The 23,669-nt window shown below is 34.0% G+C and carries 30 protein-coding genes and 4 pseudogenes; all 34 read left to right on the forward strand.

What is annotated here, in order from left to right; translation table 11 throughout:
- Window positions 1-287 precede the first annotated feature (287 nt).
- On the forward strand, window positions 288-719 hold the full coding sequence (locus AC1VNJ_RS11970; protein WP_013057382.1) for a YwqH-like family protein: 432 nt from the start codon (window positions 288-290) through the stop codon (window positions 717-719).
- Window positions 716-973: a YwqI/YxiC family protein gene (locus tag AC1VNJ_RS11975; RefSeq protein ID WP_243556672.1), complete on the forward strand. Its 258-nt coding sequence runs from the start codon at window positions 716-718 to the stop codon at window positions 971-973. Before AC1VNJ_RS11970 ends, AC1VNJ_RS11975 begins: the two co-directional genes overlap by 4 nt.
- Window positions 974-991: 18 nt before the next feature.
- Complete coding sequence (locus AC1VNJ_RS11980; RefSeq protein WP_482640829.1) at window positions 992-3,070, forward strand: ribonuclease YeeF family protein; 2,079 nt, start codon at window positions 992-994, stop codon at window positions 3,068-3,070.
- A complete protein-coding gene (locus AC1VNJ_RS11985; protein WP_098113077.1) occupies window positions 3,070-3,510 on the forward strand; it encodes an SMI1/KNR4 family protein in 441 nt (146 codons plus the stop codon). The genes AC1VNJ_RS11980 and AC1VNJ_RS11985 overlap by 1 nt, the downstream gene beginning before the upstream one ends.
- 641 nt (window positions 3,511-4,151) lie before the next feature.
- Complete coding sequence (locus AC1VNJ_RS11990; protein ID WP_098113076.1) at window positions 4,152-4,706, forward strand: T6SS immunity protein Tdi1 domain-containing protein; 555 nt, start codon at window positions 4,152-4,154, stop codon at window positions 4,704-4,706.
- Window positions 4,707-5,075: 369 nt separating this feature from the next.
- Window positions 5,076-5,589, forward strand: a pseudogene (locus AC1VNJ_RS11995) (hypothetical protein); the annotation flags it as partial.
- Window positions 5,590-5,716: 127 nt separating this feature from the next.
- The gene (locus tag AC1VNJ_RS12000; RefSeq protein WP_371905693.1) at window positions 5,717-6,364 is read left to right on the forward strand and encodes an SMI1/KNR4 family protein; all 648 of its coding nucleotides are present in this window, start codon (window positions 5,717-5,719) and stop codon (window positions 6,362-6,364) included.
- Between the two features lie 215 nt (window positions 6,365-6,579).
- Window positions 6,580-6,897 (forward strand): SMI1/KNR4 family protein, encoded by a 318-nt coding sequence (locus AC1VNJ_RS12005; protein ID WP_371905692.1) that lies wholly within the window; start codon window positions 6,580-6,582, stop codon window positions 6,895-6,897.
- 85 nt (window positions 6,898-6,982) lie between these two features.
- Window positions 6,983-7,465 carry an antitoxin YezG family protein gene (locus AC1VNJ_RS12010; protein WP_482640830.1) on the forward strand — a complete coding sequence of 161 codons (483 nt, stop codon included), beginning with the start codon at window positions 6,983-6,985 and terminating at the stop codon, window positions 7,463-7,465.
- A 286-nt stretch (window positions 7,466-7,751) separates the two neighbouring features.
- Window positions 7,752-8,179: pseudogene (locus tag AC1VNJ_RS12015) on the forward strand (DUF600 domain-containing protein).
- Window positions 8,180-8,513: 334 nt separating this feature from the next.
- Window positions 8,514-8,993 carry a DUF6985 domain-containing protein gene (locus tag AC1VNJ_RS12020; protein WP_226555436.1) on the forward strand — a complete coding sequence of 160 codons (480 nt, stop codon included), beginning with the start codon at window positions 8,514-8,516 and terminating at the stop codon, window positions 8,991-8,993.
- Window positions 8,994-9,140: 147 nt separating this feature from the next.
- The gene (locus tag AC1VNJ_RS12025; RefSeq protein ID WP_226555438.1) at window positions 9,141-9,596 is read left to right on the forward strand and encodes an immunity protein YezG family protein; all 456 of its coding nucleotides are present in this window, start codon (window positions 9,141-9,143) and stop codon (window positions 9,594-9,596) included.
- Window positions 9,597-9,902: 306 nt separating this feature from the next.
- A complete protein-coding gene (locus AC1VNJ_RS12030) occupies window positions 9,903-9,995 on the forward strand; it encodes a hypothetical protein (RefSeq protein ID WP_226555440.1) in 93 nt (30 codons plus the stop codon).
- Window positions 9,996-10,300: 305 nt separating this feature from the next.
- Window positions 10,301-10,846: a T6SS immunity protein Tdi1 domain-containing protein gene (locus AC1VNJ_RS12035; protein WP_025751635.1), complete on the forward strand. Its 546-nt coding sequence runs from the start codon at window positions 10,301-10,303 to the stop codon at window positions 10,844-10,846.
- 316 nt (window positions 10,847-11,162) lie between these two features.
- A pseudogene (locus AC1VNJ_RS12040) lies at window positions 11,163-11,345 on the forward strand (DUF6985 domain-containing protein); the annotation flags it as partial.
- A gap of 115 nt (window positions 11,346-11,460) precedes the next feature.
- Window positions 11,461-12,159: an SMI1/KNR4 family protein gene (locus AC1VNJ_RS12045; RefSeq protein WP_374734028.1), complete on the forward strand. Its 699-nt coding sequence runs from the start codon at window positions 11,461-11,463 to the stop codon at window positions 12,157-12,159.
- A gap of 149 nt (window positions 12,160-12,308) precedes the next feature.
- Complete coding sequence (locus tag AC1VNJ_RS12050; protein ID WP_226701296.1) at window positions 12,309-12,854, forward strand: Imm6 family immunity protein; 546 nt, start codon at window positions 12,309-12,311, stop codon at window positions 12,852-12,854.
- A 272-nt stretch (window positions 12,855-13,126) separates the two neighbouring features.
- Window positions 13,127-13,540 carry a hypothetical protein gene (locus AC1VNJ_RS12055; RefSeq protein ID WP_098626658.1) on the forward strand — a complete coding sequence of 138 codons (414 nt, stop codon included), beginning with the start codon at window positions 13,127-13,129 and terminating at the stop codon, window positions 13,538-13,540.
- A 303-nt stretch (window positions 13,541-13,843) separates the two neighbouring features.
- A complete protein-coding gene (locus AC1VNJ_RS12060) occupies window positions 13,844-14,308 on the forward strand; it encodes a hypothetical protein (protein WP_461673100.1) in 465 nt (154 codons plus the stop codon).
- Between the two features lie 298 nt (window positions 14,309-14,606).
- Complete coding sequence (locus tag AC1VNJ_RS12065; protein WP_374734165.1) at window positions 14,607-15,092, forward strand: antitoxin YezG family protein; 486 nt, start codon at window positions 14,607-14,609, stop codon at window positions 15,090-15,092.
- Window positions 15,093-15,297: 205 nt separating this feature from the next.
- Window positions 15,298-15,753 (forward strand): DUF4274 domain-containing protein, encoded by a 456-nt coding sequence (locus AC1VNJ_RS12070; protein ID WP_025751642.1) that lies wholly within the window; start codon window positions 15,298-15,300, stop codon window positions 15,751-15,753.
- 215 nt (window positions 15,754-15,968) lie between these two features.
- A pseudogene (locus AC1VNJ_RS12075) lies at window positions 15,969-16,309 on the forward strand (immunity protein YezG family protein).
- Window positions 16,310-16,429: 120 nt separating this feature from the next.
- Window positions 16,430-16,936: an ankyrin repeat domain-containing protein gene (locus AC1VNJ_RS12080; protein ID WP_482640831.1), complete on the forward strand. Its 507-nt coding sequence runs from the start codon at window positions 16,430-16,432 to the stop codon at window positions 16,934-16,936.
- Between the two features lie 322 nt (window positions 16,937-17,258).
- Window positions 17,259-17,750 carry an immunity protein YezG family protein gene (locus tag AC1VNJ_RS12085; RefSeq protein WP_071277046.1) on the forward strand — a complete coding sequence of 164 codons (492 nt, stop codon included), beginning with the start codon at window positions 17,259-17,261 and terminating at the stop codon, window positions 17,748-17,750.
- 126 nt (window positions 17,751-17,876) lie between these two features.
- Complete coding sequence (locus AC1VNJ_RS12090) at window positions 17,877-18,332, forward strand: immunity protein YezG family protein (protein WP_033579209.1); 456 nt, start codon at window positions 17,877-17,879, stop codon at window positions 18,330-18,332.
- Between the two features lie 53 nt (window positions 18,333-18,385).
- A complete protein-coding gene (locus AC1VNJ_RS12095; RefSeq protein WP_154973008.1) occupies window positions 18,386-18,865 on the forward strand; it encodes an antitoxin YezG family protein in 480 nt (159 codons plus the stop codon).
- 90 nt (window positions 18,866-18,955) lie between these two features.
- Window positions 18,956-19,426 carry an SMI1/KNR4 family protein gene (locus AC1VNJ_RS12100; protein WP_033579207.1) on the forward strand — a complete coding sequence of 157 codons (471 nt, stop codon included), beginning with the start codon at window positions 18,956-18,958 and terminating at the stop codon, window positions 19,424-19,426.
- A gap of 113 nt (window positions 19,427-19,539) precedes the next feature.
- Window positions 19,540-19,917, forward strand: coding sequence for a ribonuclease toxin immunity protein CdiI (gene cdiI / locus AC1VNJ_RS12105; RefSeq protein WP_257043060.1), 378 nt, complete (start codon window positions 19,540-19,542; stop codon window positions 19,915-19,917).
- A gap of 139 nt (window positions 19,918-20,056) precedes the next feature.
- Window positions 20,057-20,557, forward strand: coding sequence for an ankyrin repeat domain-containing protein (locus AC1VNJ_RS12110; RefSeq protein WP_216889691.1), 501 nt, complete (start codon window positions 20,057-20,059; stop codon window positions 20,555-20,557).
- Between the two features lie 30 nt (window positions 20,558-20,587).
- Window positions 20,588-21,382 (forward strand): Imm47 family immunity protein, encoded by a 795-nt coding sequence (gene imm47 / locus AC1VNJ_RS12115; RefSeq protein ID WP_116740456.1) that lies wholly within the window; start codon window positions 20,588-20,590, stop codon window positions 21,380-21,382.
- 138 nt (window positions 21,383-21,520) lie between these two features.
- Window positions 21,521-22,078, forward strand: coding sequence for an immunity protein Imm33 domain-containing protein (locus AC1VNJ_RS12120; RefSeq protein WP_482640832.1), 558 nt, complete (start codon window positions 21,521-21,523; stop codon window positions 22,076-22,078).
- Entirely contained in the window at window positions 22,065-22,433 is a 369-nt protein-coding gene (locus tag AC1VNJ_RS12125) for a hypothetical protein (protein WP_482640833.1), read from the forward strand. The genes AC1VNJ_RS12120 and AC1VNJ_RS12125 overlap by 14 nt, the downstream gene beginning before the upstream one ends.
- 88 nt (window positions 22,434-22,521) lie before the next feature.
- Window positions 22,522-22,938, forward strand: a complete 417-nt coding sequence (locus AC1VNJ_RS12130; RefSeq protein ID WP_116740460.1) for a tetratricopeptide repeat protein — start codon at window positions 22,522-22,524, stop codon at window positions 22,936-22,938.
- 170 nt (window positions 22,939-23,108) lie between these two features.
- Entirely contained in the window at window positions 23,109-23,597 is a 489-nt protein-coding gene (locus AC1VNJ_RS12135) for an immunity protein YezG family protein (protein ID WP_461673427.1), read from the forward strand.
- Window positions 23,598-23,669 lie beyond the last annotated feature (72 nt).

The raw sequence follows: 23,669 nt of genomic DNA on the forward strand, positions 1-23,669 counted from the left end.
GAAGTGAAGTTGGTCTTTTTACGCAAAAAGCTTTAATTTGTGGGAAAAAACGGGTATGGGTACAAAGGAATGGTTTTATTCTACTTATTCTTTGTTTTAGATAACGGCATATGGTTGGATAACGTATTTAGACATGAGTCTTTTTTCTCTTATTTTTCATTTTTATCTCAATTCATGAAACTAGAAGCATAAAAAAGAGAGTTTTTTCCTATTTAGCTATAATGAGACAAATTTTATACTTATAATTATTGGATTAAACTCGAAATGTGCGGAACAGGAGGAACGATATGGGGTTAGGAAGCGTATTAGACGGACTGCTGGGTGAAGTATCTGGAAGAGTCTCAGATGTAGAAGGGAAAATTTCTAAGCTAAGAACGGCTAAAAGTAAAATTGAGCATGAACAAGCTGTTTCATTAAAAGAAATTGAACACATCAAAAAGCCTGAGCTGGGAGACAAATGGACGGGTACGTTATCGGATGATTTTGACGAAAAACGTACGGCAGCCTACGACAACATAAAAGGCATTTTAGACGGTGATTACGATGGATACATTCGTGAAATTGAAACAAAGATATGGGCGCTAGAAGCTGAAAAAGGAGCTTTGAGTGGCTTGAACGCCGTTATTGGAGAAGCGGATTCTTTATTAGCTAAAGGTGAAGAAGCCTATGACGCAGTAGAAAACAAGATTAGTGAAATTAGAAGGGGGCTGTTTTCATGACAATTAAGCTTGATCACGCTGACGTTATCAAAAAGCTTGAAGCAGTCAGCTCAGCGATTGGGAATTTATCCATTAGCAAAATGCCTGACCTTGGAAAAAACAGCCTTGATACTACAGAGAAATGGGAAGCGCGCGAAGAAGAAATTCAAACGCTTATTTCTACTTATATAAAAGCACTAAACAAAAACGTAAAAGATACAAAATCTAATGTAGACTTACTAAAAGAACAAGACGAATCTATTATCCATTCGTAGCAGCAAAGGGGGATGACTGTGGGAAAGGTATACGATGCAAAAGCGCTGTTTGATGTAGCAAAAGACAGGGAAAAAGCCTACGATGAGTTACTCAGCCAGCTGGGTGAATTGAAAAAAGCGCTGCAGGGCGTAGCAGACTTAGAAGGCAGCTTAGAAGGAAAAGGCGCTGACAATATAAAATCTTTTTATAAGCAGCACGTCGATACGGCCGGACAGTGGGAAAACTTAATTAAAATGCAGCAAAGCTATTTTTCAACGCTTCACGTTAAAGCTGAAAAAGCAAAGCTATCAGGAAGCACGATTGTAACTGAATCATTTTTAGAAACAGAGCTAAAAAACGCCAATAGCAATGCTAAAGAAATGGTTGCGCAGCAGCACGACGATCTGCAGAGTATTTTAAACGGCATCGATGATATCGTCTCTATTTCAGCGTTTTCAACGAGTGAGTTTAACGATAAAATAGAAGAAGCAGAGAAAAAACGCACCGATACAATTGAAGCAGTGAACCAGCTTGACGCTGAATGGTCAAAAGAATACAGCGAAATGGACGACTTCTATGCGGTAGTGGATACGCTAGTAAGCGGCTTAGAGCTTGCTACGAGTCAAGGAGGAAGTGTCTATCAGCTTGCCTTTGACGAAAAAGCCTATCACGACAGCGAGCTGTATAAAGTTCAAACAAAGCTAAACGACTATGCCACTTCATATGTTGATTACAACAAGCAGCAAGAAGAAGTATACGAGCTGGAAAAAAAGCAAGAAGAAGAAGCAAACAAGCCGTGGTATGAAAAAACGTGGGACGCGGTTTCTACCTTTACAGGAGAGGTCAGCGGATATTATGATTATAAACGAGCAGCAGAAGGCGTGGACCCTGTTACGGGTGAAAAACTTTCCACCTCACAGCGCGTCGCAGCGGGAGCCATGGCAGCAGCCGGCTTCATTCCGGTTGTCGGCTGGGTAGGAAGAGCCGCAAAAGGCGGAAAAGCCATCTACAAAACAGCTAAAGGCCTAAGCGCAGCGGATCACGCCCTAGACGCCTACAAATCTGCCAAATCCTTCAAAGTCCTAGAGCAAACCGAAAAAGGCCTCTACGGTCTTGTGGCCGCAAACGGGCTAGGAGAATACATGACCGGACGCGACATGTTCGGGAATAAAATCAGTGAAGAGCAGCGTAAAGCAAGTCTTCTGCAAGCATTAGGAATTGCTGGAGCTGGAGCGCTTTCTACGAAGGTAGCGGGGAAAATGGGACAAAGCCTTGCGACCAAAGGAACCGAAAAGCTCAACAACATGCGCAACACGCTTCGCACAAGCGCTGTTGCCAACGTCACAAAGCAAGCCTACCAAAGCGTCAAAAACGCACCGGCCTCTTGGACTCAGTCGCTACATAAAACGTATAACAACATCCTAGACAGCAGTATGCCAAGACTCATGCCAGATTTTGTGCCGGCAGGTCCAGCACTTGCCCAGCAGACGGTGAGGGAGACCTTGCAGAATGTGAAGCAGCAGACGATGCAGATGGCGCAAGCTCTCTATAACCCAACTGCCAAGCGATACCAAGATCCAGAAACCGGACGATTTGTGGCTAACCCGAATGTGGAGAGAGTGGAGAAACCGGTTGTTAAAGAAGTTGAGAAGGTTCAAGAAGTTACTAAGGGTACGGGTAATAAGATAGATTCTGATACAATAAAAAAATATATTAGAGATATAGAAGGGCGAACCGGCAGAGAGTTACCTAAAAACCAAATAGAGAAGTTGAAGGAAGCCTTAAGAAATAAAGAATATAAAAAAATGTCACCAATAGAAACAGCTAAGCACAGGGCAGAATTTGATAAAGTAAAAAATAAAGTAATTAAAGAGTGGGAAGAAAATACTGGGCAAAAGTGGCCTGTGTATACTGAAAATGTTATTTCAGAAAAAACAGGTAAAAGAATTAGGAAACAAGGAGATAAGTATGATGCTCATCATATAATTGAAAATACTTTTGGCGGAGAACATGAATGGTGGAATATGCATCCTGCAAAATTTCCAAATGAGCATCAAGCTGGTATACATGGAGCAGGTTCACCAGCAAATGCACTATTTAAAGGAGGTAGAAAATAATGGGATACGAATCTATGAAGGCAAATCAAGAAAATAGTTTTTATCCAGTAACTGAAAATGAAATAAAAGAGGTTGAGAAGGAACTCGATTTAAAATTTCCTAAGGAGTTAGTTAATTTTTATATAGAGGTTGGCTACGGGTTTATTAAAGGTTCAGAGTATAATATAAATCGTATTATGGATCCTTATTCCGTAAGAGATTTTCGATTAAGAGATAATGATTTTGAGTTTTATCCTGACATAGAAATCTATGATGAATTTGAAAATAACAAACTAATATTTTTTGAAGGTAGTGAATCAGCTTTAATGTCAATTGAATTAAATGAAAAGAATAGCAGTCCGGTTTACTATTATGATATTCAAATTGCGACTTCTCTTGAAGAATTTTTAAGAAAAATAGAAGTAGATGACAAATATTACTTGGAGTTACTAGTTGATTAAAAAAACATAATAAAACGCACACCTTGATTGGCTAAATGCCTTTCAAGGTTTTTTACTTTAATTAATATTAAACTCGCTGATATTTGAATGAGATAATAAGAAAATGACTTGTTTGAGAATCGAGAGCTCATGATGGTAGTACCATCATGGAGTATCGTATTAACACTTGGAGAAACGAACAAGAACGAGAAATGGGCGAGGTGACATTTTACATGTTAGAGATAGTATGACATGGAGTGGTTAAAAAATTAACGAGATTGACAAAACTCGTGGCGATAAACAATGGATAACGTAAAAAGGTGTTCTTACTCTGCGTTGGATTTTAATTTTTAGGTTGTATCTTTATAAGAGGCGGTCGTATAATACTCGCTATTCGTTAAAAAAGCGTTATATAAATTTAAATTTCGTAACGGGAGGCTGAAAAATTAAGCGTTGTTGGGTATACAGAATTCTCAACTCAAGGACAGGTAAGTTGAAATATCAAAAAGACGAAATCAAAGTATACTGTAAGGAAAAAGGCTTGAACTTGATACATATTGTTAGAGATGAAGGAATAGCAGAGATGGCTAAAGATATGACGCCTGAACAACTAAAAAACACGTATTAAAATGTAAAGCTTACACACTAGGGAGGAGTAGGAATTGAATATATACAATGATTTTCGGCAAATTGGAACAGTAGAAGAAGAAACAATCAATAAATATAAAGAGTATCTTCCAAAAGAATTGATTGAAGCGTGGAAAACATATGGATATGGAACTCTTCTGAATGGTTATTTAAAAGTAATTAACCCTGATGATTTTAGGGAGTTGATAACTGACACATATTTAAGAAATGAAGGGGCCATTCCAATTTTTGCTACATCCATGGGTGATATTATACTATTTGAGATGGATGAAAATAATGAGTCCTATGTAGTGATGGTTAACTATCGTAAGGCTAAAACGAAAGTGCTAGCTTCAAAATATTCTTTATTTATTAGATTTTTAGAGGAAGAACCATTTAGACGGAGATCATTAGAATGGTCACCTTATACAGAAGCAGTAGACCACTATGAGTTGCCAGCTTATGATGAGTGTTTTGGTTATACTCCATTATTAGGGCTTGGTGGAGCAGAAAAAGTAGAGAATCTAAAAAAAGTCAAATTGAAGGAACATATTCTTATTATTACTGAATTCATGGGACCAGTTCAGTAATGTTCAAAGCTATATTACAAAATGAACTATAAGCACTTGACTGCCTTTTAGGCAACAAGTGTTTTTTTGTGAACAATTTTTTGTTTTTAAATTATCCGATGTGAATGTGAAAAACATCAGAAAGTTAAAGAGAAATGAGGTTGAATTTTGAAAAAAATATTTCAAAAAAACAGGTGTTGATGTTAAAAACATTTATACTGAGAGTAATATGCAAACAAAGAAATTTATAGTTAAAAACATTATTGATGGTAAGCATGGCCTTACAGCATTTTATTATTGTTAAAGAAGTAAAAGTAGTATGAAAGAATTTGAAGATTTATTCAGTGAATTGCAGACTGATATGATATCTAGTATGGAAGGAGGATATAAATGAAACCTAATTATTTTTCAATTTCAATGTACCCCACAGTAGCTTTTAACGAAGAGGAGCTATTAGGTCGTCTTTTGGATGTGTTTGAGTCAAATGAAAAATTTGCTCCTACTCATTGGGGTAACTCTGAAACAGTAAAGGTAGAATATAATCGTCGGGAAATTCTAGAAAAAGTGATTTCAGAGCGTAGAGTATCTGAAGTTCACCTGTATCGTGATAAAGCGGTGCACTATAAAGGGAGTTTTAAAGTTAACTGGAGTCATAGTTCATATTTGGAGTTTGAGTTCCATAAATCAATACCTAAAAAATTATGGTCTGTTTTTTTTTGAGTTATCTGATCAAATCGCAGAAATTGTAAAGCCGCGTTATGGAGTGTCCCAAATTTTTTGGAAAGCATCTTATCCATGGAATACTGAATATGAACGCTTACATATGTGGATGAATATGTCTTCACTACCTATACCGGTCAGGTTTCTTCCTAACGGTCCCTTGGGGGTAGGAGCTAGAACATATTAAATAAAGAGAACGAATGAGTAAGTGTAGACCACTACAGCAAATGATGAGAACTAACAGTAAGCACACCTCAAAAAGCAGTTAAAGATGCATATAAATATGTCTGTAGTGTAGGAGGCTTCGTAAAATGTTTAAATTATCCAACGTCCAAGGTCTAATAAGCAACACTTCAGCAAGTGATATTGAAATTCAAGAAGTAGAAGATCGAATGAAAATTATTCTACCTAATGTATATAGGGGGTTATTGAGATGTACGAATGGTTTTTCAATTGATGGTGGGGTGTTAATTTACGGTACTCAGGATATTGCGGAACGAAATGAAACTTGGGAAGTAGATAAATATACAAGCGACTATGTTGCCATTGGTGATGACGGTGGTGGAAATGTTTTTTTAATGCTGCAAGATACGGAAGAAAAAACAGTATTTGTAGTTGATTCTGGCGACATGAATCCTACCAATGCTACTATAATTGCTTTAGATTTCATTAAATGGGTTAGTAATGGTTGTTTAATTGAAGGAGCACAGAAGCAAGCAGTAGAATCATCTAATACTTGCAATATAGTGTTGATAAAAGCCCCTGATGGTGGGTTAAAAGACTTAGTAAATATAAAAAAAGTGTTAGGAATAGACATATCAACTGGAGATTTATTAAGGGCTTCTAAGAATCCGCCTTTTATATTAGTAGAAAAATTCCCATATGGTAAGGCAAAGAAGCTAATTGAGAAATTGGGTCCTGCTGGTACTGTTCTTAATGCAACACCTATTTACAATTAGCTTTGTATTAACAAGATGACCTGAATTGGTTTTTATGCCTTTCAGGTTTTTTTATTTTATAACGGTAATGCCCTCACCATGCATGTTATACAAGATTCTGTAAGCTAAACACCATATTGTAATGAATAAAAATTAACATTTGAAAAGATATTTAAAAGAGCCTCTAGGTATGACATGGGGTTGCAAAGTTATGGACTGAGATAATTTATAGAGGGATGAGTAATATAAATTGGAGATCATGGGATGAACCAGTGACTAAGAAAGAAGTGGAGAATGTTGAAGAAAAATTAGGAGTGAAATTTCCCTTAGATTATATAGAGGTCGCTATAGATTATAATGGTGCCCATGTTAGTCCTGAATTATGTCAAGTTGAAGGAAAAGAAAAGGTATTTGGAAAATTATTAACATATGAAGTTGAAGATGGTGAGCATATTCTAGAAGTCTTTAATGATTACCAGGAAGAGCGTGCAAGAGAAAATGTATTTTACGTTGAACCAACATTTACTGAATTTCTCAATAAGTTATATGACTAAGGAGTAAGAGAAAATAAACACTTAGTTCATGAAAATTTTATGGTTGTGGAAAAGAATTTGGATAACGTACCGAGAGGGGAATTAGATGAGGGATGAAAAGTTAAGTAAGTTATATAGTGAAATAGCAGAGGTTGTGATTGATACAATTCCCAACAAGTGGTTTAATATATATCTTTATGGTGAGGTTAGAGAAGGTGTGCAAGAGTCATATTTTTATTACTATCCAGAAGAGGATGCTACGCCTATTTACAGTCATAATATTGTTGAACTTTTTAATGTATCAGAAGAAGAATATTTTAAGAAGTGGCATTGTTTGTTAGGTTGTATTAAGACCATGAAGAAAGAGTTTATTGATAACAATCAAGAAGTTTGGACAAACTTCACTATGATTTTTGATAATACAGGAAAGTTTAAAATTGATTTTAATTATGATGACCTTTCGGATGAAAATTCTCATGAGAGAATGATTATTTGGGAATATGAGCATCTTCGTATTATGCCTAAAAGTAATTCAGGGAAAAAATACTTAGAAAAGTATCTTAAAACTCTTGAAGATGCGAAGAATTAAGTGCGTTAGGTAATATTGTTACGGCGGTGTAATGAAACTTACAAACTTTGAACGAACATAGAAACTTCGAAAACATATAAACTTAAAGCACTTGATTGTCTATGGAATGGCAACAAATGCTTTTTGTTTTTGTTATTTCAAGAAGAAAAGGAAACAATAAAAGGCCATCAGAATTTATCGTTGAATATGAGATAGACGGAAGATATGAGGGAATAAATATACTAAACTAGGAGTGAACATATTGGGGAAAGTATTTGAGGATTACTTTAGTGAATTTCAGGCGGATATGGTTTCGATATGTTTAGAGTATGTTTTCGATAGAGCAAATAAAATATATATATATATTGTTCTTATGAAGAAGGTCTTATTTTAAATGGTTTTTTTTATAATATCAATGGTAAAATTGTCGAGAGACATAAACTTAATGATGCATTGATCAATGTAGAGAATAAAGACGATTTTTCTTATGATACTTCTGTAGTCCGTCAAAAAGCAGTTGTTAAAATAATCAATGAAGATATTAAAGAAATGATTAAATTATGCAAAGAATACAATCGTGAAATGCCAACAGAGATTAAACTGGTTTACGATGTTAAAGCAAATAAATTAACCGCAGATTATAAGTATGAGCTTGTGCATACAATTGATTCTAACGAAACTGCAAGTTCCGTTGCTAGGCGGTGGTTTGAGCAAGTTAAGAGGGAACATATTTAATAATAAAATAGCTTTTTACTTATTAAGAACCCTTGATTGAGTGTCAGTTACTCGTTAAAGGGTTTCTTTTTATAAAAGGCAGTTTCGCTACTGAGAGAAGGCGTAAATTTTGAGGAGGCTCCTAAGGGTACGTTTGAAGTTGGGCAGAAGAGCCCAGCTAGAACCTTTAACAATACGTATGGAGAAAGACTTGCACAAATGCCGGTGAATAATGGAAAATAGAATGAAGAACGTGGTGACTCCACATTTGCTTATAAGAATGAGAGGGTCAATGAAACCCTAAGTGGAGTTTTTAAGGCAGGTAAAGTAAAAAAACAAGTAGAGGGTGGCAGCAATGAAGACCATTCAACATAAAATGTTTGGAGAATTAGCCTACTACCATGGTTGGAAGAGGGCTATGAACATTACCTTGTTTGGACAGGAAAAGACTGTAATATTAAATATTGAAGCAGAAGATGATGCAGAATTTGAAGATGCACAGGTCAATGCTTATCATAAATTTTTTAATGACAAAGAACGTCTTTTGAACTTGGCTGAGGATGCTATATTGAACTATTATTTAGAAGTTTACGAAGATTACAGACAGCGGCTCGGTGAGAAATTCGCTGATAAGATGGCTCCTGTCATATCCACAAAGGACGAGATAGCTACTATTGTTGAACCTAAGCAACTGATATTTCCTATGGTCTTTGATGAAGATGTAAGACAAGTTGGTTTGTTACTTGAATGCACGTGGGAACCTGAGCATGGTCTTGCGGTAAAATTTGAGGATGAAGAAATAGTCGCGGTTGGTTTTCAAGATATTGTTTTATAATTTTGAGGGCTACCTGGTAAAGCATACTGTAAAGTAAAGAGAATAACTCGGACTTGATACATATGTTCAGAGATAGTGGTGTCCAACTAAATGAAAAAGCATTGACGTTGAACTTAAATTTAGAGCGGCTAAAGGAGTAAAGGTAGTATGAAAGAATTTGAAGATAAGTTTAGTGAGTTACAAGCTGATATGATATCTATATGTATGGAGTACGTTGAAGATAGAGCTGATAAAATATATGTTTATGCTTCACGTGAAGGAGGAATTGTTTCAGGCAGTTTCTTTTATTGTATCAATAATAAGTATGTAGAATGTCATAAAGTGAATGATGCATTGGAGAATGGAGACGAAAGATATGATGTGTCTCAAAAAAGAATGCTTATGGTGTTGCGAATAATATGTGAAGATATCGAAAAGATTGAAGAATTATGCAAAGAATATGAAAGAGATATGCCAACGGAGATGAAGTTAATCTATGATGTTAAGAGTGGCAATTTTAAAGCTGGATACAAGTATGATTTAGTATATACTAACGATGATAGTAAAACAGCTGATCACGTTGCTGATGAGTGGTTTGAAGAAGTGAAAAATAACAAGCTTTAATTTAGTATTGGTGTGTGGTAATGAAGCAGTTAGTGCATATGGTAATAACATGATGAGAAATTACACCAATTTTAGAACTATCATAGATAATAAAATAATTGTTACTTTATAGTACATCAAATGGTTTGACTTAGTAAGCGATAATTGGTAACCCAATTATCGCTTTTGGTTTTAAATAAGGATACGGATAAAGCCAAGCATTTAGATGATATACCTAGAACAAAAGAAATTAAAGTGAAATTTACCTACAAAACTAAATTCGATTCATAAGAATTTACAAGACAGTTAAAAGATCAAGAAAAAGGGATGAATGAATTAACCATATATGAATATCAGAAAAATCGAGAGCAATTTATTGATAAAGGTAGAGCGAAAGAAGGAAATGCAGTTCAAAAATAGCTAGACAAAAAGCTTATGTACAAAAGGTAAATGAACTTCAAAGTGAGGGATTACCGTTATCACAAGCAAAGAAAAAAGCTCAGGCATGGTTAGTTACTCAAGCACCCTGACTCCTGACTAGATAGCAGGTGGAAAAGCTGAAATAATAGGAGATAAGAGGATTAATTTCTCTATAGGTAGTTAATGGAGGTCTAGAATCAAGAGTATTGATAAACAAATAGAGGAAGTAGCGAAAAACATGACACCAGAACAATTTAAAAATACGTATTTGAATGTAAAGTTAACACTTTAGGGGAGGAGTTTGAATGGAGCAATATTTAAAAGATTTTAAGTTGCATAGTAAAGTTCCGAGTGAAATCATTGAAAAGTATAAAGAATTAGTACCAAATGAAGTGATAAATTTTTGGAGTAATTATGGATTTGGTACATTTATGCAAGGGTATTTTAAAAGCGTAAATCCAGAGGAATTTATAGAAATCTTGGAGGAGAGTTGTCCAAGATTTAAGGATTCAATCGTATTGTTTGCTACGAGTATGGGAGACTTGATTATTTGGGCGGATGGATATGTTGGATTACTTAATTACAGGTATGGCATAGTAAAGATTATTATGTTTACATTTGAATTTTTCTTTCAAAATATTGCTGATTTAGAATTCAGGGATGAAGATTTATCTTGGCAGCCTTATCCCGAAGCGCTTAAACAATACAATGAGTTAGAGTATGATGAGTGTTTTGGTTATACACCTCTATTAGGGTTAGGTGGAGCAGAAAAAGTAGAGAACTTAAAAAAGGTCAAATTGAAGGAACATATTCTTATTATTACTGGTTTTATGGGGCCAGTAGAGGTATAAGGTTCGTTCTAATGAAGTAGACTTACTACTTATTTTATATTTTACAAGCAGATCGTATAGGAAACACAATAACGAATATATAAATAAAAAAACAAAGTACGAGTGAAATGAGTAGAAAAAGAATTACGAGTCTAGGTGAGATGACATTTTATCATTTTAGTCTAGAAGACCCCTACCTGAAGGAGCGGAACGAGCTTAGCTCAGCGAGTAAGTGGGGGGAAGTTCCATGTATGACAAGTACAAAGACGTATATAAACAAACATGGCATGAGTTAGGTTGTGATGTTAGTTAAAATAGGCATTACCTAGAAACTGAAAACACTGACCAAATACTTGAAATAATTAGCCTAGTGGGTATTATTGTTTCGTATAAGGATATTTATGATGAACGTGATATTGGACTAACATTTGATTGTACATGGGATATAGAAAATGGATTGGGACTTCGTTTATTAGATGAACAGGTGAATGACGTAGGGTGGCATGATGTGACCATCTAAATAAACTGTTTTTTATCCGACAACAATCTATAACCATATTTACAAGAGAAAACACGGTAGAAAATAAAGATAGTTTAATAAATGAATTTAAGCGGATAAATAGGAGTGATTCTAAGTGGATAAGTTGTCTTTTCTGCAACAATACAGAAAAAGTATTGAGTTTGTATCTAATGAAGACTTACTAAATATTAAGAAAGAGAACATCCCGAAAGAATGGGTGGAAGTATTTATAGAAACTGACAAGACTGAGAGGAAAGATAAACTAATTGCTTTATGGAATCGGGTATGTGAAAAAGAATTAAGTCACACGATTTCATATTTAAAAGAGAATTTAGTAGATGTTGAACTCATTATAGATAATGGACAGTACGCCATTCTATATAGCGTGAAGAGTGAAAATGACGAAATTCTTTATTATGAAGGGGGAATACCAAACAAATCAATTTACGATTTAGACATTGAACAAGCTTGGTCAAGTGTTCCGCAATCTATTGTTAAATTTTACGGAAAGTTACATAATGGCTTTTATTATATGCCAAGTCGAGCAATGGGTCTAGTACCGTTAGAGAGAGTAACTTATTTTAAAGAAGATGAATGGGGGATTCTTGATGATTTAGAGCATCCATTAGAAATCAATCTTGATACCACTTATGGATTTTTTGAGAATGGTATGGGTGGATACGTTGCGGTAGATTTGAACAATTGTACGGATAATAGAGCAACACTGTGGTTCACCAATGATCAGCCTGAATATAGTGTTGATTTCTGGGATATTGTAGATGAATGGATTTTAATAGGGTTACAAGATAATTAAAAAATAATGTGTAAATAGACTAAGTAAGTTTATATAGCATATAGCACTTGATTGTCCATAAAAGGAAGCAGGTGCTTTCTTTTATTTGAGCGTAACAATCAGTACAATCATAGAAAAGTTCAAAAATGAATTACGTGTACGTTAAAAAAATGGAAAGATTATTAAATAAACATAAAGAGGATTTTGTGAAAAATAAATTCATTCTTAATTTGCAAAGTGAACGAAAAGTTGGGGTTGTTTTAATTGTTGCTGAAAGAGTATTTTCTGTAATAAGTAAAGGTGATGAAAGATATCCAGCAGGTAGAGAAGCGTTAGACAAATGTTGGTTATGGGGTGAATCTCATACTGTAACTGGAGATGAACTCTATGAGCTTATTGACAATGCAGACTATACAGGGATCTCAGAATTTGCTGAGGAAGAAGAAGACTTGAATATGGCTAGGCTATGGTCACTACTAGTGGATGCCGCCGCTTATACATCTTGGGAAGCTTATAAAAACGAAAAAGTAAAATATGTACCGCAAGCACTGGAAGGTATCGGTGCAGATAGTAGCACTGTCTTTTTGAATAGCGCAGTTGAGACGGGTTTTATCACAGTAGAGGAAATTGAAAGAATGGAATTAGTTTTTTATGATTATGAGTGTACAAGCAATGAAACCTCAATAAAAAGAGAAGATTTTATGAAATTATTTTAACTCAGTGTATGGAACCCATTGAATAAAGAGAACGAATGAGTAAGTGTAGACCACTACAGCAAATAGTGAGAACTAACAGTCAGCAAACCTCAATAAGCAGTTAAATGCACTATTTTTAACAGCACGTAATTGTTAAAGAAAAGAAAAAGGTGTTTTTTACGTTTTAGGATAGGGATTAATAGGTCTAGTCAAATTTTATAAGTGCAAAACTATTAAATAACAATGTATCTTTAGTTTTAACAAGTCATCCCATTTTATTAAGGAGAATGTAAATGAAAATGGAATTAAATATCCAACAAAGAGTTGGAGAATATAGAGTGAAAAGTGATCAGTTATTTGAACAGAAAAATTACCAACAATCTGTTGATGTATTAATCAAAGGGTGGGAAGAAATTCCGCTTCCAAAAGGGTTATATAGTGATACTTATGAGGTGGTAAAAGATATCATTGATACCTTTATCATAATGAATGACTATGAAAGTGCCCAATATTGGCTAACTCATCTATACTCATCAGGCTTTAAACGATTTGATGATGGTGAAAAAGAGTTTATTTCAGGCGTTATTTATTATGAAGTGGGATCTCTTTTAATTGCCAAAGAGTTTTTTGATATAGCTAATCGAAAATCAGAAGGAAGATTATTTGAAGGGAAAGATACGAAATACATAAAATTACTCAAAAGGTAATCATGTATGAAGGAGAATCACCAAATCAAATGAATCGATTTAATAATTTGAGCAAGGATGCTAAAGTCGAGTATCTATTGTCACTATCTAATTTACTATTACACTTCATCATAATGTTAAGGAGGTATACAAATGGAATGTAAGGATGGATCAATCAATCAATCATTTATCCCTTGCCAGACGATACTGTGCTTTCTGAAAAGGAAGGTAAATGGAGAATAAATTTACCAGAAACGTATAAAGAATTTGTGAAAAAAAACAGCACTGTTAGTAGAAATATTATGGGAAGGTGTACAAGTGACTATGGAAATGTATTATTGTGACGAATGGTCAGATATCAAAAAGAAGCCTTGGAACATTCTCGATGAGCATACTGCATACACATACCACCAAAAACATAAACCCTATACGGTCGTACTAGGGGAAGATGAGAAGCACAAGTATATTATAAATATTACAAATGAATGGGTTTCGGTAGGGTTTTATGATGAACTAATTCGTAAATATTTAAATTATGATTTCGAAGTTATGAGTGAAGGTAAGCTTTTTTTAAGAACAGCCATGTATTGGGAATATGATGATAAAACTAATACAGAAGTAAGTAGTTTGATTTTGAATTTCCGAGAAGATGGTTACATAGCAATGGAAAAGCGAGATTTAAAGAATGGTTCAGTAGAGGAGCGCGAAACAAACAATACCCTTGAAAAAAACTGGGATGTGTTTCCTGAGTTTGGCCAATACTTATATTTGTGCAAAGAAGAACGCTAATTCTTTTGTAAAGCTAGAGTTCATAAGATGTGTCAGCTTAATAGTTGCTACGATATATATATAAGTATCATACTTTTACTATGAAAGTTACAACATTAATGCTACTAAAAAACAGATGGACTTAAAGCACTTGATTTTGTACAAAAGTAACCAAGTGTCTTTTTTTAGTTGTCTGACATGGATTTGAAGAAACATAAAAAAGTTAAAGATAAACAGTTAGAATAACATACCAAATTGAAGATGAAGAACTAGGGATAGCAACAGTTGAAAACCAGTCAGGAGGATAAATTCTATGCAAATGGAAAGCCAGTTACAGGAATTGTATCAAGAAATAGCAGAAACGGTTAATAATATGATTCCAGAAGAATGGGAAAGATTTTATTTTTATGCACAGATTGATGAATCCGGGGGGCGAGTTTACTTTTTTTATAAATCAATTAGAGATAATAGCTACACGTATAGTCTAGATATACCGAAACAATTTAATCTATCGGAACTAGAATTTAATAATAAAGAAGATAAGCTTTTTGATCTTAGTGAACAGCTCAGGGAAATCTTTAAAGAAAATAACCAGGAGCTATGGTATTCTTTTACGCTAATGTTAGATCAAACAGGGAAGTTCTCTGTATCATTTGATTATACAGATTGGTTGAATACAGATTACGGATTTGTAGCACAGAAAAAGATTTGGAAGTATAAATATTTAGATGAAGCACCGGTGGATGAAAAAACTAAAAGTTTAATAGATCAATATTTAAAAGAATATCCAAATAATCCTATTTAAATAATTATTAAGGCTATACAAATAAAGGAAGCAGTAAGAACAAAGTGAAGATGCGGGATCTTCGAGTACAAATATTTAAGTAGAGAATTAGCGGATGAAAAAGATAAAGAACAAATGATGAAAATGAAAAGATATGAAGAAAATTTTAACAGCAATAATCAATAATTTATAGCATTTGAGTTTTTTAAAAAGGAGGCAAGAACTTATGGATAAGGACGATATTCATTTTCTTCAACAGTTACTTAATAGCACAGATAAGGATTATATAATAAGTTATTTATTGAATACTAATAACTCTCTATTGCTTCATTACTCTGCTGCAAATTATAACTGGAATAGTGGATTTGAAGTGCCAACAGTTATTCTAGAAAATGCAGCTTGTGATTTTGGAACAGGTTTACTGATGTTTCATTATGCAGACGGGTATCGTATGTTAGAAGATCCTGGTGAGGTTTTAAATTCTCCTTTGGAAAATTGGAAAAAATTTTTAGGGGAAGTTTACAACAAACTCATAAACTTAGAGTTTACATCTCAGGCTATTTCTTTCAATCCTGAATTAACAAACATTCAAAAATATAAATTAAAGAAGAGTAATCCAAACATTCCTGAACTCCTTATTAATAAATCTCCAGGAGATGCGGTTGATATTTTTAAAATATAATGAATTAGTAACTAAACTTAGGTTAATTGATGCATTATAAAAAGAGAAAAGAGTTAGGTCTAAGTCTAAAATACATAAAGGAAGCTAAATATCAATATCAAGCAGCTAAATCTGGAAGAATGGTAGGTATAGAATTTGAACGAACTGAAGTCATGAAAAGAGTGGAAAATGAAATGAAGCAATTACATAAAAAAATAGCTGAAACAGTGAATAAAATGATACCAGAAGAATGGGGAAAGTTTTATTTTTATGCTCAAATATCAGAAACTGGGGGAGGTACTTATTTTTTTATAATACACCTCAGAATACACAAAGTTTTACGTATAGCTTGAAAATCCCGTTCGAGTATCATGTGGATCAACAAGAATTTAAAAAATGTAAAAGAAAACTGTTTGAATTGAGCAATCAATTAAGAAGCAGTTTTGAAAATAGTCATCAAGAGCTTTGGTATTCATTTACAATGTCTGTAGATAGTAACAGGAAGTTGAACATACACTATGATTATACGAATTGGTTCGATACAAAGTATAGTTTTAGTGTCCAAATGATAATTTGAAAACGTAAATATCTAGGTGAAGAAGCAAGTGAAGAAAAAGATAGAGTATTAATTGCAAAGTACGATAGTGAATTTCCGAATGATCCTATTTGAGTAGATGATAATGAAGGAGTTTGCATAGTGGACCGAAGCCATAGTAAGAAATTGATAAGAAATGCCATTAAAACTGGCGATATCAACGCAGTGAAAAAACTAATAGGAGATGATATAGAGGTTTTAAATACCGTGACTGTATTTGGTACGTGGTTACATGTAGCGGTTAAAAAAGAGAACCTTCAAATCGTCCGATATTTAGTTGAAAAAGGAATTGACGTTAATGCGAAAGGCGGGACATTTGATGCTTCTGCGTTAAATTTAGCAGCTGGGTCCGGTAATTTAGAGATAGTAAAGTATTTAATAGAATCTGGAGCAGAACTAGATGTGAGCTTAGCGAAGAGAAATCCACTGTTTGGAGCAATTTATGGGGGGCATCAAGAAGTAGTTAAATATTTAGTGCAAAAAGGAATAGATGTGTCGATTAGATACACGGGAGAAAATATCAAAAATATGAATGCCTATGAATATGCAAGAGAGTTTGGGCAGACTGAGATTGCTGAATATTTAAAGCAAAGGAGGACTGAAAATTGATTGGGTTTAGATTGTCTCTCATGCAGGTGGTACAAATTGCTTAAGAGCAAAAAAATGAGGAGAGAAGTTGTTAAATTAGGAAAAGAATTCGAAAAGAGTCGAATTCTTTTTTTATGTTGGAGTAAAAAGTTAGTATTTGAAATATAAAGAATGCAATGCAGGAAGTAGAGAGAAAGTATTTAGTACTTTAGTGTTTTATGATAAGAGTAATGATGAGTTTATTGTAGTGGTTTATAATAGTTATAGAGAAACATTAATGGATGGTACAGTAAGGAACGCGTTATAAACTGGAAAAACAGTTAGGTGGTCGAACATATTGAGTATGGAAACAGAAATAAATCAAATTTATAGGGGAATTTCTGAAACAGTGAATGAAATGATTCCTACCAAATGGACAAAGATTTATTTTTACGCTCAAATATCCGAAACGGGCGGAGGCACTTACTTTTTTTATAATACCCTTGAGAATGAAAAGAACTATAAATATAGTTTAGAAATTCCTTGTGAATACGACGATATTGATAAAGAATTTTATAAAATGAAGGATCGAGCTTTATTTGAGTTAAGTAATAGATTAAGAAACGTTTTTAAAGATAATCAGCAAGAACTTTGGTACTCTTTTACACTATCTGTTAATAGCGATGGCAAATTGAAGGTGCATTATGATTATACAAATTGGTTTGACACGGATTATAGCTTTGATGACCAGCTAGTGATTTGGGAATATAAATATTTAGGAACAGAACCAGATGATAGCGAAAGCAAGACTTTAATCAATAAGTATTTAAATGAGTATCCCAATAATCCAATTTAGCATAAATCCAGTATTTGTGGTTAAATTCCCACCTCATGAAGGTACTAAATTAACCCTAAAGAATTGCATCAAGGGAACATTTTACAAGCGTAGAATTAAAAGTTTATAAGCGAGGTGCAACATCATATGAAAGAATTTGAAGACCGATTCAGTGAACTCCAAGCTGATATGATATCAATTTGTATAGAGTATATTAACGATAGAGCCGACAAAGTGTATATCTATGCTTCGTGTGAAGGAAACATTATCGCTAGCAAGTTTTTTTATCTTATTAACAATCAATATGTAAAATCTCATCAAGTGAACGACGCCTTAGAGGATGAGGATGAAAGATATGATACATCTCCGAAAAGAGGATTTATGGTATTAGATATTTTAAATGAAGATATTGAAAAAATTGAAGCGCTGTGTAAAGAAAATAACAGAGACATGCCAACGGAGATGAAATTAATTTATGATGTGAAGAGCGGCCACTTTACAGCGGAATACAATTACGAGTTGGTTTATACAAATGATGATGTTAAAACCGCTAGTTATAATGCTAATGAGTGGTTTGAAAAGGTGAAACGTAATAGGCTTTAATATTTTGCTAGGGCTTCTTAGGCAATTTAACAAGGCAGCAGGAGGAATGTTAGATGAACGAAGAAAAAGTGAATAAGCTATATCAAGACATAGGCAATATCGTAATAGAGACCATTCCGGAAGCGTGTTCTAAAGTTTATCTTTATGGTGAAGTTGTTGATGGTGCCCAAACAGCGTACTTCTATTATTATCCTAATAACAGTGATGAAATTATATACAGTCATGACATTCCTGAAATTTTTGCTGTAAGTGAAGAAGACTATGTTAAACAATGGAACAAATTATTAGACTGCATCCAAGAATTGTGGAAAGTGTTTACCTGCAGTGAGAACCAAGAGCCATGGACCAACTTCACTTTAATTTTTAATCACAAAGAAACGTTTACGATTCAATTTAATTATGATGATCTTTCAGCCGCAGATTCCCATGCTAGGAAGACAATATGGAAATATGAATACCTTGGTATCTTGCCAAAAAGTAAGCTAGGACAAAAGCATCTAAAGAGATATCTCGAGGCTGTAAAAGATAGATAAAAAATGAACAGCTTATAGTGTAATTCATTATGTTAAATATACATATTTCAATAGGGAATGAAAGAATACTACAGAGAAGGAGTACATTCAATGGAAATAAAAAAAGATTCAATCATTTATCCATTACCATCGGATAATTTACTAGCTGAAAAGGAAGCGTTTTGGAGAGTGAAATTACCTCCAGACTATAAACAAATGATAAAAAGAAATAACGGGGCTTCTCCAGAAGCAAAAGCTTTTAAAGTGAAGAGTCATAGCTATGTATTAATAAGGTTTTTATGTATTCTTGAAGCCCCAGAGAACAATGAAGCTGGTACGTTTGATATTGATGTAACATGGACTCAATTAGAGGATCGGCTTACAGATGATGGAGATTTATTAGGAGTAGCTTTATTACCAATCGCGACTTTATTTGCAGGAGATTTTGTGTGTTTAGATTATAGAAATTCAAGAGATAACCCTAGCGTTTGTGTATGGGATCATGAAAATTCTGCTGAGCTTGAGCCGAACACGTACCCTGTTGCAGATACATTCAAAGAATTTTTAGCTATGCTTCATTAATCCGCAGTTAAAGTAGGGCATGAAAATAATTGTGGATTTTTTGAGGCTCTCATAGAAGTAGGCGTGATCAAATAGTAAACGTTGATTCAATTAATTATAAAAAGGGGATACGAATGAAGAAGATCGTAGAATTATTTCATGATATAGATTGTACGTTGTCTCCCATGATAAGTTTTTATAGCGCTTTATCAGATCAAAAATTTTTAAAAGTCTTACACTATTTTTCAGAGGAAACTGGTTATGGAAATGAGTACCACATTTGTACATTTTCAGGTGACTTAGAGCCGTGGGAAGAGGGTTATGTTGAAAACGGAATTGAATTTCTAGACGGTACGGGTGACACTGACAAAAGTGTTATTGTCGATTATGAAACGTTTTTAACTTACTTGCACAAAATTTGCCACGTATATATTGAAGATCATGCCCATGATAAAGAAAAAGTGATGGCTCTTTTACATAAAATTAAACAAAATCATAGTAATGAAGACTAGTAGGAGTATATAAAGAAGCAACGAATGGAGTCTTGCTATAGACAATAAGCTCCCGACACTACAGCGCATTACACCAAGCAGAGAGACGATATATTTTGGAGAGAATTCGACAAGGTAGAAAGTAGAGGGAAAACGAAAAATGGAAATAACTCAAATGACAAAAGCTATTAGAGACGCTATAAAAGGTGGTCACTTAAATAAGGTAAGAGACTTATTGGAGAAAAATCCAGAAATGTTAACATGGATTACACCTTTCGGCACATGGCTACATGTAGCGACAGCTTATGGTCATTTAGAAATCGTACAATACCTTATTCGTGCTGGAATAGATGTGAATGCACAAGGAGGAACTTTTTCTACCAATGCCTTAGAAAGAGCGGCTGCAAAAGGACATATAGATATTGCTAAGTATCTTATTAACCATAATATTGAAATTGATATCAGTGAACCAGATAGAAATCCGCTGTTTGCTGCCATATATAACGGTCATTTTGAGATGGTTAAACTGTTAGTTGAGAATCATATTAATATATCGATTACATACTCTGGTGAAAATATGAAAGAGATGGATGCTTACGCATTTGCGATTGAACGAGGACAAATAGAAATTGCTGAATATTTAAAGGGAAAGTTGAAATAGATAATTTACTTAGCGAAAGCAGGTGTAATGATGGTAGGCTCAAGAAACCTTATGAATAGTATATGGTTTGGTGAAAAAACCACTTTATCTCAAGCTGAAATAAAAGAACATCTATTGAAAAGCCATACAGAAAGGGACATTTTATTTAATTTAATAGAGTTATATAAAATAGGGGATTTTACTCAAAAGCCGTCATTAATTCAATTGATGAACCGGACTAAAGATGAAGCGGTTTTGAATTTGTGTATAAGGGTCTTTTTCGCTATCGCAACACATGACGACTTAAGAGATTCAAACAACCTGCGATTTCTTAGTAAAGGTACTGAAGAAACAATTGATACGTTTGCATCCGCAGCGATAACATCACTTTCTCTTGAAGTAGTTCCATATTTATTGGGTTTACTTGAAGACTGGAACGAAATTGACGATACGGCTATTATCATAAGGGATTCGCTTGATTTTTTCCTTGACTATGAAGCGAAAATTGGAGAAGAGGCGACTGCCGAGGAAATAGGAGACTATTATGTTGAGTATTGCAATGAGAATGATCCAGAAAGTTATTACTTTCAACAAAATTTAGCTTTTCCCGGAGACTTAGCAAAAAAATTAGTCCAAAGAGCGATGATTGCAGTACATAACGAAGAACCATTAAAAATGGAGTTGATTCCATCTTTATTATCCATTTTAACTGGGGAAAAAGTGCCTGGAGATTACCGCACAATTATGAATGCAAGCTATTATAAAAAAATGATGGAGTATATTGATAATCTTTCCATTAAAAACTGGGAAAAAGGACAAAAGTATTTTTATGGGTATAAGCTATAGAAAGCAACCTTACGTACTGTCCAAACGCAATATATTTGGCAACAAAATTAGTGAAAAAAGAAAGGGAAGAATAATTGAAAAATTCATTAAAATATAGGGGATAAAGTAGTCGTAGTTCAAGCAGAACACGAATTAAAAATGCAGGTTCAGAGTCTATTTCGTATCTTTGAAACGATAGAAAGAGAAAAATGGACTGACGGCTTTTCGATACAAATAGGGTGGTCGAACTTTATTGTTTCTGTAAAGAATGAAGAGTATTACATTCTTTCACGGGACTATTCAGGGAATCCCTTTGAGGATTATACAGAAGATTTAACGCTTGCTCTATGGGTGCAGTTGGAACAAGTTCACTTTTTGCGCAAGTTAAACATGAAAAATGGTGAAGGTATCAGCTTTAGAGATAAAGTCGTGGTAGCTAAAAATATACTAGAAGTAGATAGTATTTACTTACAAAGAAGCGGCGGAGCTGAACGAGGAGATTCTGGCTGGTACATAGGGCCGGTAAATGAAGAAGATGATACAGAAGAGCTTGAGGCTTTTTATGTTTATCAATTATTAAAGATTCGTCCATCCCTTATTCAAGTTTTAGCTTTACCATATGAATATGTGGTGATTTTTGAAAGAGATCAAGTGAAGGCAGTATTAAATGAAAGAGATGAAGATATTTTGAGTGGAGGAAGAAATGATACAAATTGACCCTGAAAAGCAAGTGAGAATTGAGAAATATAAGACCAAAAGCGATGAATGCTTTGAAAATAATGATTACGAAACATCTATAGATTTATTGGTACAAGCTTGGGGTGAAATTCCACAGCCTAAAGGTTTATATCCTGACACTTACAATATTGTACGGGATATTATTGATACATTTACAGTGATAAAGAATTACAAAAGCGCTAAGCAATGGTTAAATCATTTATATACATCGGATTTTGAAAGAATAGATGACGGAGAGCGTGAATTTTTATCAGGAACTATTTATTATGAATTGGGCGAATTAAATGTCGCAAAAGAATTTTTTGATATTGCTAATAAAAAGTCAGAAGGATGATCGTTCGAAGGGCAAGATGTCAAATATATAAAGCTGCTAAAAGGATCATGAAGATGAAACCTTATTATTTCAGTAGGGAGATGCTGTAATGGAAATGAACGATCAACTTCACCAGCAAATTGTCAAGTTATGTGAAGAAGGTGATCAATTCGCTGAACTGAAACAAATGAGTGAAGCGATTGCTTCTTATCAACGAGCACTTGAATTAGTTCCAGAGCCAAAGGAAAAATGGTCAGCGGCTACGTGGATTTACGGAACTTTGGGTGATACATACTTTTTAATAAAAAACTACGAAGATGCTATACGCAGCTTGGAATATGCCTTGAAGTGTCCGGACGGAAATGAAAATCCTTTTCTGTTGTTGCGGTTAGGGGAAAGTTTTTATGAGCTTGGAGAGTTTGAAAAAGCAAAAGCGTATTTGTACAAGGCTTATCAAATTGAAGATTATAAAATCTTTTTTCAGGAAGATGATAAATACTTTAAACTTATTATAGAGTTAATTTAAATAGAGAAAAATACAGTTTAAGTGAAGAGTAAAACCCTCAGTAGAGCAGGCTATTGAGGATTTTTGGTTTTAATGCATAGGAAGAGAGCCGTGAACCAATATGTTGAAGTAGAGTAAGACAACGAATCTAAAGTAAATATGAACAGGAGGAGAGACGCCGTATGATGGATATAGAAAAGCAATTGGAGAAGCTTTATGAAGAGATAGCAAAAACAGTTAACAATATGATTCCAGAAGACTGGGAGAAATTTTATTTTTATGGACAGGTATCAGAAGATGGAGGAGGAACGTATTTCTTTTATAATCAGCCTGGCAATAAAAAAACGTATCATTATAGCTTAGATATTACAGAAAGATTTGCTGTTTCTGAATTAGAATTCTATGAACAAGAAGATAAACTTTTGGATCTTAGCAGTAAAGTGAGAGAAGTGTTTGAAGAACATAATCAGGATTTGTGGTATTCCTTTACAATGAGCCTTGATAGAGAAGGGGAATTCTCAGTATCCTTTGATTATACAAATTGGTTTCAAACAGATTATGGTTTCTTAGAGCAGCTCAAACTTTGGAAGTACAAATATTTAAATGAAGTACCAGCAGATGAAAAAGGTAAGAGTTTAATAGAGCACTATTTAAAAGAATATCCACATAATCCTATTTGAATTATTAGATGGATTTTGGAAGGAGTTTTAGAGAACTAATCGTAATTTGCCTGATACTATGAACTGATGAAG

It is taken from the genome of Priestia sp. 3CA3 (assembly GCF_056836725.1).

Excerpts from the sequence above, each read along its gene's own strand:
- AC1VNJ_RS12100 (WP_033579207.1), top strand. The coding sequence starts at position 18,956 with ATGGAAATAAAAAAAGATTCAATCATTTATCCATTACCATCGGATAAT.
- AC1VNJ_RS12000 (WP_371905693.1), top strand. The coding sequence starts at position 5,717 with ATGTTTAAATTATCCAACGTCCAAGGTCTAATAAGCAACACTTCAGCA.
- AC1VNJ_RS12005 (WP_371905692.1), top strand. The coding sequence starts at position 6,580 with ATGAGTAATATAAATTGGAGATCATGGGATGAACCAGTGACTAAGAAA.
- AC1VNJ_RS12020 (WP_226555436.1), top strand. The coding sequence starts at position 8,514 with ATGAAGACCATTCAACATAAAATGTTTGGAGAATTAGCCTACTACCAT.
- AC1VNJ_RS12060 (WP_461673100.1), top strand. The coding sequence starts at position 13,844 with ATGGAAATGTATTATTGTGACGAATGGTCAGATATCAAAAAGAAGCCT.
- AC1VNJ_RS12065 (WP_374734165.1), top strand. The coding sequence starts at position 14,607 with ATGGAAAGCCAGTTACAGGAATTGTATCAAGAAATAGCAGAAACGGTT.
- AC1VNJ_RS12010 (WP_482640830.1), top strand. The coding sequence starts at position 6,983 with ATGAGGGATGAAAAGTTAAGTAAGTTATATAGTGAAATAGCAGAGGTT.
- AC1VNJ_RS11975 (WP_243556672.1), top strand. The coding sequence starts at position 716 with ATGACAATTAAGCTTGATCACGCTGACGTTATCAAAAAGCTTGAAGCA.
- AC1VNJ_RS12070 (WP_025751642.1), top strand. The coding sequence starts at position 15,298 with ATGGATAAGGACGATATTCATTTTCTTCAACAGTTACTTAATAGCACA.
- AC1VNJ_RS12125 (WP_482640833.1), top strand. The coding sequence starts at position 22,065 with ATGATACAAATTGACCCTGAAAAGCAAGTGAGAATTGAGAAATATAAG.
- AC1VNJ_RS12085 (WP_071277046.1), top strand. The coding sequence starts at position 17,259 with ATGGAAACAGAAATAAATCAAATTTATAGGGGAATTTCTGAAACAGTG.
- AC1VNJ_RS12025 (WP_226555438.1), top strand. The coding sequence starts at position 9,141 with ATGAAAGAATTTGAAGATAAGTTTAGTGAGTTACAAGCTGATATGATA.
- imm47 (WP_116740456.1), top strand. The coding sequence starts at position 20,588 with ATGGTAGGCTCAAGAAACCTTATGAATAGTATATGGTTTGGTGAAAAA.
- AC1VNJ_RS11970 (WP_013057382.1), top strand. The coding sequence starts at position 288 with ATGGGGTTAGGAAGCGTATTAGACGGACTGCTGGGTGAAGTATCTGGA.
- AC1VNJ_RS12120 (WP_482640832.1), top strand. The coding sequence starts at position 21,521 with ATGCAGGTTCAGAGTCTATTTCGTATCTTTGAAACGATAGAAAGAGAA.
- AC1VNJ_RS12055 (WP_098626658.1), top strand. The coding sequence starts at position 13,127 with ATGAAAATGGAATTAAATATCCAACAAAGAGTTGGAGAATATAGAGTG.
- AC1VNJ_RS12090 (WP_033579209.1), top strand. The coding sequence starts at position 17,877 with ATGAAAGAATTTGAAGACCGATTCAGTGAACTCCAAGCTGATATGATA.
- AC1VNJ_RS12030 (WP_226555440.1), top strand. The coding sequence starts at position 9,903 with ATGAATGAATTAACCATATATGAATATCAGAAAAATCGAGAGCAATTT.
- AC1VNJ_RS12130 (WP_116740460.1), top strand. The coding sequence starts at position 22,522 with ATGGAAATGAACGATCAACTTCACCAGCAAATTGTCAAGTTATGTGAA.
- AC1VNJ_RS12050 (WP_226701296.1), top strand. The coding sequence starts at position 12,309 with ATGGAAAGATTATTAAATAAACATAAAGAGGATTTTGTGAAAAATAAA.
- AC1VNJ_RS11985 (WP_098113077.1), top strand. The coding sequence starts at position 3,070 with ATGGGATACGAATCTATGAAGGCAAATCAAGAAAATAGTTTTTATCCA.
- AC1VNJ_RS12035 (WP_025751635.1), top strand. The coding sequence starts at position 10,301 with ATGGAGCAATATTTAAAAGATTTTAAGTTGCATAGTAAAGTTCCGAGT.
- AC1VNJ_RS12095 (WP_154973008.1), top strand. The coding sequence starts at position 18,386 with ATGAACGAAGAAAAAGTGAATAAGCTATATCAAGACATAGGCAATATC.
- cdiI (WP_257043060.1), top strand. The coding sequence starts at position 19,540 with ATGAAGAAGATCGTAGAATTATTTCATGATATAGATTGTACGTTGTCT.
- AC1VNJ_RS12110 (WP_216889691.1), top strand. The coding sequence starts at position 20,057 with ATGGAAATAACTCAAATGACAAAAGCTATTAGAGACGCTATAAAAGGT.